Here is a 9,114-nt window from a genome sequence, read left to right as displayed (position 1 = left end):
ACAAATCTATGGATGTTCCCAAAACTCACCTTCTCTGTCCTATGTCTTCTGTCAATTGTCCTCTAAAAATATATTTATATCTTCCGAATATCACCAATAATTCTCGTGGTATAAGTTAAGTGTCGGCCGTGGGTGTCTATATTTGAGTTTTTATTCTTCCTCTTCTTCCCACGTCATTTTAGCAAGTGGAAATGGATCTAAGGCTCTATCTAAAATACCATGAACATATGCAATCAATATTCCGTAGTTTACAATTGGTACATTAAATTCTTTAGCCCCTTCAATTCTGCTGACCATTGCAGCTCTATTTAACATACATCCACCACAATGAACTATTAGTGAGTATTTTTTGACATCTTGAGTAAAGCTTACTCCTGCTGAATATTCAAAGTCAACTTTCTTACCTGTAATTTGTCTTATCCATCTAGGGATTTTTACTCTTCCTATATCATCAGCCTGTCTGTGATGAGTACAGCCTTCTGCTATAAGAATTTTATCTCCATCCTTTAATTTTTTTATTTCCTTAACTCCTTTTATAAGCTCTACTAAGTCACCTTTATATCTGGCAAATAGTATAGAAAAAGATGTCATCAAAATATCTTTAGGGGTGTCTGCTGCTACCTTCAAAAATACTTGAGAGTCTGTAATTACTATCTTTGGCCTCTTTCCCAAATTTTCCAAAGTTTCTTTAAGCTCGTACTCTTTAGTTACTATTGCCATAGCATCACTTTCTAATATATCTCTTATGGTTTGCTGCTGCGGCAATATTAGTCTTCCCTTTGGTGCTGCCTTATCTATTGGTACAACAAGTACAACAAAATCTCCTGGTTTTATTAAGTCACCTACAATTTTAAACTTATCTTCTTCTTCTGGAAGAATACTTATAATCTTATTTTTTAATTCCTTTATTCCTTTTTTAGTAGATGCTGATACAAGTACCATAGGTATATTTAATTCCTTCTTTAAGGCATTTATTTGCTCTTCTTTTACATCAATTTTGTCTATTTTATTTAATACTGCAATAACAGGAACTTTCTTTTCCCTAATCTGCTCTATTATAAATTTATCGTATTCCATAACTCCAACAGATAAATCGATTACTACTAGTGCGATATTAGTTTTATCTAAAACTTCCAAAGTTTTTTTCTTTCTAAGTTCTCCTAATTCTCCTATATCATCAAGACCTGCAGTATCTATAATTACACAAGGTCCAATAGGTAATATCTCCATAGCCTTGTAAACTGGATCTGTTGTCGTACCCTTAACATCTGATACAATAGCTATTTCCTGATCAGTTATTGAATTTATTATGCTGGACTTTCCTGCATTTCTCATACCAAAAAGTGCAATATGTACTCTCTCTGAACGTGGTGTTTCATTTAAGCTCATTCTTATCCCTCCTGTATTTCTTATCTGCCCATGACAATTATTAATTGTCATGCCTCCTACCTATTTACCTGGAATTCCAGGTCTTGTTACTTCAAAAGGATTTAATATTTCATCTATTTTTTCCTTTGGAAGTATGTTCTCTTCATAAAGTATTTCTCTTATAGTTTTTCCTTCCCTTAAAGCTTGTTTCGCTATTTCGCTTGATTTGTCATAGCCTATATGGTGAACAAGCGCTGTTACCATGGCAGTAGATTTTTCAAGATTTTCCTTGCACTTTTCTTCGTTTGCTTTAATTCCCTCTATACATCTTTCTCTAAATATGATGACTGCATTATTTAAAAGTTCAAGAGACTCCAAAAGGCTCTCAGCAATTAACGGAGTGAACGCATTTAGCTCAAGCTGTCCCATTGAACTTGCCAATGTAATAGCACTATCATTTGCAATTACTCTCATGCTCACCTGTCCAGCCATCTCTGCAATAACGGGATTTACCTTTCCTGGCATAATTGTTGACCCTGCCTGTACTTCTGGTAATTTTAGTTCTCCTATACCTCCCTTTGGACCTGAACCCAATAGTCTAAGATCATTTGAAATTTTTAAAAGATTAACACTACAAGATTTCAAAAGTCCAGAAACTTCTACAAAAACATCACAATTTTGGGTTATATCCATCGGAAAATCTGATCTTGCAATTCCAAGCTTCGTTAAATCTTGAATAACGTCAGTTATCATATATATAAATTTATTTGTGGCATTTAAACCGGTTCCTATGGCAGTTCCTCCTAAGTTTACCTGTCTAAGTCTTTCCTCTACCTTATATATTCTCCATCGATCTCTTTCAACCGCCTTTGCATAGGCACCAAAACCTTGCCCAATCATCATAGGTAGAGCATCCATAAGTTGAGTTCTGCCTAGCTTTATTATATCTGAAAACTCATTTTCCTTTATTTGAAGCGCCTCTTGAAGATCTGCCAAAGAGTTACTGAGTTTCCTTATAAGACGAATTGCCGCAATTCTAAGTCCTGTAGGATATACATCATTAGTGGATTGGGACATATTAACATCATTTAGAGGATGAATTATGCTGTAATCACCCTTTTCTCCACCAAGAATTTCTATAGCTCTATTTGCTATCACTTCATTAACATTCATGTTCGTGGAGGTACCTGCACCGCCTTGAAACGCACTTACTCTAAATTCGCAATCAAATTTTCCATCTACTACTTCATCACTTGCTTGTATTATTGCATCGGCTTTCTCTACTGGAAGCTTCTTTAGATTCTTGTTTACCATAGCCGCTGCTTTTTTAATAAGTGCAATGTCTTTAATCAAATTAAGGTTTACAGTTTTACTCTTCAAATTAAAATTTTCTAGAGCTCTTGCTGTATTTATTCCAATATAGCTTGGGTCTTCAATCAACTTTTCACCAATTAAATCCTTCTCTATTCTATCTGCCACAACAATGCCTCCTTTTCTGCAACAAAATCTTGCAATATTCTTTTAATAACATTATAGCATTTTATTACACTAAATATAATATATGAATAATATAAAAGAGCCTTTATCCATAAAAGAATAAAGACTCATTATTTTAGCTTTCTCTAGTAATATTAATGTATTCAATTGTGATGTCCCCAACTGATATATAGTAAATTTCTTCAACTGAATGCTCTGTGCTTTTGAAGTCAAACCTTCTTAATCATCATTGCCTTTCTCACCTTATTCATAATTGTTTCAAACATAACATTTCTGTTTTCCAAAGTAACTAAAACAAGCTCCACATCTTTTCTATTGCGAATTGATTGCAAAAACGATGCATCTTTCTGCTTTAATACTCCAAACACAGGAATGTGGGAATCTAAAGCTTCCCACACTTTATTCTGAAAAAGCTTTGCATTCCTTTCTAAAAATCCCAATTCATCCATAACTATTAAATCCACTTTTTTATTCAGACAATTGTTCAAAATCTCCACTCCATAAGTATCAAAGGTTTTAGAAACAGCTCTCAATTGATTTTCCCCCAAGCAATGACCAATAAAAGCTAACTCTTTAGATTGATTTTGCTCACATAAACCTTTCATATAGAATCCCTTTAACTCATTTTCCTCATAATATCGAAGTGTCCTAAAGCCATCTATTTTACCATTTATTTTTTCTAAAGTATGATTCAATAAAGTACTCTTTCCTATACGTATCTGACCTGTAAGAAAAATATTTTTAATTTTAATCACCCTCAAACAAAATTTAAGACTACCTATAAAATTCATACATCTTTCAGCTGCAAAAAAATCTTCTTCTGACATTTAAAAAACACGCCATAACTGATTACCTAATTACTATTGAACCTTAGAATCCTATATTGTGGTCTCAATAAAAATTTTATAATAATATTGCATTTTATGTAAGTATGCGCCTTACAAATACTTCCGTACAATTAATGAACAATGTCATAAAAACTAACATTATTCCTATTCATCTTATATAATTTTAGAGAGAGGTTGTCTAATTAGCATTAGAGAATTGTATGTCTTTAGTTTTATAACTCTATATAGATAAACACACTAGAAAGCAGACCTATGCTCAGGTATATGTTTCCAAAGCTGAAAGCATATATAAAAAGTTTTTATCGTGCTGAAGCTTGGAAACATATACCGGAGTGTAAGTCTACTTTCGGCCGTGGTTATCTATAATTATGAAGCATCTGCATTTTCAAACTGGCTATTGTATAGTGAAGCATAGAATCCATTAGCTTTTAATAGCTCTTCATGATTACCTTGCTCTACTATATCTCCATCCTTCATTACAAGAATTAAGTCTGCATCACGTATTGTTGATAATCTATGTGCAATAATAAAACTTGTTCTTCCTTTCATTAAGTTTTCCATAGCCTTTTGAATAAGGATTTCTGTACGAGTATCAATTGAACTTGTTGCCTCATCAAGTATTAATATCTTAGGGTCTGCTAAAAGTGCACGGGCAATAGTTAATAGCTGTTTTTGCCCTTGAGATACGTTGCTTGCTTCTTCATTTAATTCCATACTATATCCACTTGGTAAAGTCTTTACAAAGTGGTGAACATGAGCTGATTTAGCTGCTTCAATTACTTCTTTATCAGTGGCATCAAGTCTGCCATAACGGATGTTTTCCATTATTGGACCATTGAATAGCCACGTATCCTGAAGTACCATACCAAACATACTGCGTAGATCTTCTCTTGTAAAATCTTTTATATCATGACCATCAATTAATATAGACCCACTGTTTAAATCATAAAAGCGCATTAGAAGCTTAACTATAGTAGTTTTACCAGCTCCAGTCGGCCCTACAATAGCCACCTTTTGCCCTGGTTTAATATGAGTGGAGAAATCATTTATTATTATCTTATCCGAATTATATCCAAAATGAACATCTTTAAAAGTAACTTCTCCTCTAACTTTTTCTAGTTTTACTGGATTTTCTACTTCTTCAACTTCTTCCTCTTCTTCTAAGAATTCAAAGACTCTTTCAGCCGCTGCGGCAGTAGATTGTAAAACATTAGATATTTGAGCTACTTGAGCTATTGGCTGAGTAAAACTTCTAACATATTGAACAAAGGATAAAATATCTCCAACTTCAATAGTTTTCTTTATAGCAAGCCATCCACCTAAAATAGATACACCTACATAACCTATGTTACCTATAAAACTCATTATAGGCATCATCATTCCAGATAAAAATTGCGATTTCCATGCAGAACTATATAATGTATTATTAAGTTCTTCGAACTCTTCAACAGCTTCTTCTTCTCTGTTAAATGCTTTCATTATATTGTGGCCACTATAAATTTCTTCTACATGACCGTTAACGTGGCCTAGATATTCTTGTTGAGATTTAAAATATTTTTGTGATTTTTTTACAACTGCTAATATTAATATCATTGATACTGGCAGTATCAGTAATGCCACTAGTGTCATTTGCCAACTTATTGATAACATCATAATCAATACACCTATTATTGTGACAACTGATGTTATTATCTGTGACATACTTTGATTTAAGGATTGACTCACAGTATCGACATCATTAGTAATCCTTGAAAGTACTTCTCCATGAGTTTTTCTATCAAAATATTTAAGCGGCATAAGATTTATTTTTTCTAAAATTTCTTTTCTTAAATTATAAGATACCTTTTGTGCTACTCCTGAAATTATATATCCTTGTATTATAGAAAATACAGCACTGATTACATATAATCCAAGAAGCCAAATTGCGATATTTCCTATATAAGCAAAATCTATAGCTGCACCTGGTACGCCCATTACCTTACTTACTAAGCCTTCAAAAAGTTTTGTTGTAGCTTTACCTAAAATCTTAGGGCCTACTATTGAAAATGCTGCACTACCTATTGCAAAAATAATTACGATAATTAATGATATTCTGTATGGCTTTAGATACTGAAGTAACTTACCCATAGTGCTCTTAAAGTTTTTTGCCTTCTCAACCGTTCCCATACCACCCATAGGACCACCACCAAAACCACCTGGTCTCTTATTATTTATTTTTTTATCGCTCATGATGAAAGTTCCTCCTTTGAAAGTTGTGATAAAGCAATTTGCTTATATACTTCACAGTTCTCCATAAGTTCTTTATGAGTACCAGTTCCTACTATGCTACCTTCGTCAAGTACAATAATCTTATCTGCATTAATTATTGTACTTATTCTTTGTGCAACAATTAGTATAGTACTTTCTGAAATTTCACTCTTTAACGCCTTACGTAATGCCGCATCTGTCTTAAAGTCAAGAGCTGAAAAACTATCATCAAAAATAAATATTTCAGGTTTCTTAGCCAGAGCACGAGCAATAGAAAGTCTTTGTTTTTGACCTCCTGAAACGTTAGTGCCACCTTGAGATATCTCTGTCTTAAAACTTTCAGGTTTGGAACTTATAAATTCCATAGCCTGAGCTATCTCTGCTGCTTTCGCTATTTCATCTCCACTAGCCTCTCTCTTACCATATTTAATATTGCTTTCTATAGTACCTGAAAATAAAATTCCTTTCTGAGGCACATAACCAATTTTTTCTCTTAATTCTTTCTGAGATACGTTTCTTATATCAATACCATCTATTAATATATCTCCTTCTGTAACATCATAAAAACGTGGAATTAGGTTTATCAGTGTTGATTTGCCGCTGCCTGTACTTCCAATAAAAGCGGTAGTTTCCCCTGGTTTTGCGGTAAAGCTTATATTTGAAAGTACATCTTCTTCTGCACCAGGATATCTAAAGCTGACATTCTTAAACTCTATATATCCTTTCTTGTCTGAAGGAAACTTTTTTAATTCCTTTGGATCATTAATAATAACATCAGTATCTAATACTTCTCCTATACGCTGTGCTGATACTGAAGCTCTAGGGAGCATAATTGATACCATAGAAATCATTAAAAATGCCATGATTATTTGCATTGCGTATTGCATAAATGCCATCATATTACCAACCTGCATATTTCCAGCATCAATTTGGTGTGCACCCACCCAAATTATAAGTAAGGAAACTCCATTCATTATAAACATCATCATTGGCATCATAAATGTCATTAGACGGCTTATAAATAAATTATTATTTGTCAAATCCTGATTTGCTTTTTCAAATTTATTTTCTTCATATTTTTGATTATTAAAAGCACGTATAACTAACATACCTATTAACGATTCACGTGTTATTAGATTTATCTTATCTACCAACTTCTGGACTTTCTTAAACTTTGGAATAGCTATACTAAACAAAACGATAACTAAGGTTAACACAGCCATAACTGCAACTGCTATAATCCATCCCATTGATACGTCTGTATTAAGTACCTTTATAACCCCTCCTATTGCTAAAATCGGCGCATAAAATACTATTCTAAGCAGCATTACCATAAGCGTCTGTATCTGTTGAATATCATTTGTGCTCCTTGTGATTAAAGATGCTGTAGAAAACTTATCGAATTCTGAATTAGAAAAACTTGTAACTTTTCTAAATACTTTTTTTCTAAGATTCCTACCTAATCCCGCAGCTACCCTTGCTGCAAGTAGACCAACTACAACTGTAGCCACCATGCTAACCAAGGCTAGAAGCAGCATTTTACCACCTGCCATAAGAATATAATTTGATTGAAGCTTATCTGTATTTATACCTATAGCTTTATACTCACTATGGATAAAAGTAACCGCCGACTGTGTAATCATGCTTTCTGGCATATTTTTAAGTTTCTCATTTGATTGCTCTTTCATTGCATTAATTTGCTCTTGAGGCATTTTTGAAATTATTACAAAAGGGTCTGTATTTTTCGGAAGTTTTGTTGGTACTTTGCTTCCTTGCATTCCACTACTTAAAGCTGATATTCCGCCCTTTTCGATTGCTTGAGTAATTAACAGTGGTTTACCAAATATAGCATTAAGCTCACTAATCAAATTGTTATCTTTTGTATTAAGCTTGTAAAGCTGCTCTTTATCAAGCTCAGGATAATCTTTTAAGTAATTTTCAAATTCACTTTTAGAAAGGCTTTTCTTATCTAAAAGTATATAGCTATCTTCTACCTTTTTCCTATCATCTTCATTCATAAAGAGCTTGATTTTATCAAATTCGCTTTTACGAATTACTTTGGGTACTGCGTTCTCTACTCCCCCCTGTTGAATTCCTACATTAACAATATGTGACATGTAATCTGGCAATGCTAGGTCACACATGGCTTGTACGAATAGAAGACATATAACCACGAATATCGAGGCTATAAACGGTTTTAAATGCCTTATTATTTTTATCATTCAATTCATCTCTCCATTTCATTTTTCTAATTTTATTTAGTTTTAACTTCTTATCTTTTCTTTATTCGTTATGATTTTTTGTATTTTTTTGTTTCCAGTCACATTTAATTATGTTTTCATAACTATTATATTTAAATAATATTTATATGTCAATAACTTTTCTGTTTTTATAACTTTCCATATTGTATAACAATTGTGAATGCATTATAATATAAGTAAATCTATAGAATTTACCTAAGGAGGACACAATATGAACACTGACCAGCTTAATAAACTTTCTGGAGACTTATATAATCTGATGTTATATTTACATAATAAAATTTTTCATCCAAATGATGTAATAAAAAATCTTCCCATTCCCCCTTCACATGTCAAGGTTATAATTTATCTTGCACGATGTGGTATTTCATCTATTTCTGATACTGCTAAAAAGCTTGGAATATCAAAATCTAATATGACACCTATAATTGATAAGTTAATTAGCGAAGGTATGCTTAATAGATCCAATGATCCAAATGATAGAAGGGTACTAAGAATTGAGTTAACAGATAAAGCCCATGAATTTATAAAAACACAGGAAAATGCAATAAAAGCTAGTTTGGCAAAAAAAATATCCTCTCTTAATTCTGAGGATTTAGAAGCTCTAAGCGAGCATGTGATTGGAATTACAGATATAATTTTAAAGGTAGAGTAATCTTATATTTAGTATAAAAAAATAAACTTGCATTATGCAAACTTCAAATTAATCAAAAGGAGACTGATGAACTATAGATAACCACACCAGACACTTAACTTATACGTAGGGATATATTTACATTCTGGAAGACACATTTAAATACTTTTGATACAAGTCTTAGCTCATACTTTTGAAAAAGCTTAGAAGATTTGATTGTTTGAGCAGAGCGAGTTATCAAAGATTCTTAGCTTTTTTA

6 protein-coding genes are annotated in these 9,114 nt (G+C 32.6%); 1 reads left to right on the top strand and 5 read right to left on the bottom strand.

The window, feature by feature from the left end:
* Positions 1-150: 150 nt before the first annotated feature.
* From hydF to I6U48_RS26230, 5 genes are all read right to left on the bottom strand, one after another.
* Positions 151-1,389: a [FeFe] hydrogenase H-cluster maturation GTPase HydF gene (gene hydF / locus I6U48_RS26250; protein WP_218323475.1), complete on the bottom strand. Its 1,239-nt coding sequence runs from the start codon at positions 1,387-1,389 to the stop codon at positions 151-153.
* A 60-nt stretch (positions 1,390-1,449) separates the two neighbouring features.
* Positions 1,450-2,847, bottom strand: coding sequence for an aspartate ammonia-lyase (locus I6U48_RS26245; RefSeq protein WP_218323474.1), 1,398 nt, complete (start codon positions 2,845-2,847; stop codon positions 1,450-1,452).
* A 227-nt stretch (positions 2,848-3,074) separates the two neighbouring features.
* Entirely contained in the window at positions 3,075-3,692 is a 618-nt protein-coding gene (locus I6U48_RS26240) for a nucleoside-triphosphatase (protein WP_218323473.1), read from the bottom strand.
* Positions 3,693-4,079: 387 nt separating this feature from the next.
* Complete coding sequence (locus tag I6U48_RS26235) at positions 4,080-5,942, bottom strand: ABC transporter ATP-binding protein (protein ID WP_218323472.1); 1,863 nt, start codon at positions 5,940-5,942, stop codon at positions 4,080-4,082.
* On the bottom strand, positions 5,939-8,182 hold the full coding sequence (locus I6U48_RS26230) for an ABC transporter ATP-binding protein (RefSeq protein ID WP_218323471.1): 2,244 nt from the start codon (positions 8,180-8,182) through the stop codon (positions 5,939-5,941). Before I6U48_RS26230 ends, I6U48_RS26235 begins: the two co-directional genes overlap by 4 nt.
* A 250-nt stretch (positions 8,183-8,432) precedes the next feature.
* Between I6U48_RS26230 and I6U48_RS26225 the strand changes: the two genes are divergently transcribed.
* Positions 8,433-8,876, top strand: a complete 444-nt coding sequence (locus I6U48_RS26225) for a MarR family winged helix-turn-helix transcriptional regulator (RefSeq protein ID WP_218323470.1) — start codon at positions 8,433-8,435, stop codon at positions 8,874-8,876.
* Positions 8,877-9,114 lie beyond the last annotated feature (238 nt).

Origin of the sequence: Clostridium thailandense, from assembly GCF_019207025.1 — a bacterium.
In the GTDB taxonomy this organism is placed as follows: domain Bacteria; phylum Bacillota; class Clostridia; order Clostridiales; family Clostridiaceae; genus Clostridium_AM; species Clostridium_AM thailandense.
The sequence above is the reverse complement of the archived record's forward strand: the minus strand, read 5'-3'. Positions and strand labels throughout refer to the sequence as shown.

What these genes read in the sequence shown, in the direction of transcription:
- hydF (WP_218323475.1), bottom strand. Translation starts at nt 1,389, where the DNA reads ATGAGCTTAAATGAAACACCACGTTCAGAGAGAGTACATATTGCACTT.
- I6U48_RS26240 (WP_218323473.1), bottom strand. Translation starts at nt 3,692, where the DNA reads ATGTCAGAAGAAGATTTTTTTGCAGCTGAAAGATGTATGAATTTTATA.
- I6U48_RS26235 (WP_218323472.1), bottom strand. Translation starts at nt 5,942, where the DNA reads ATGAGCGATAAAAAAATAAATAATAAGAGACCAGGTGGTTTTGGTGGT.
- I6U48_RS26230 (WP_218323471.1), bottom strand. Translation starts at nt 8,182, where the DNA reads ATGATAAAAATAATAAGGCATTTAAAACCGTTTATAGCCTCGATATTC.
- I6U48_RS26225 (WP_218323470.1), top strand. Translation starts at nt 8,433, where the DNA reads ATGAACACTGACCAGCTTAATAAACTTTCTGGAGACTTATATAATCTG.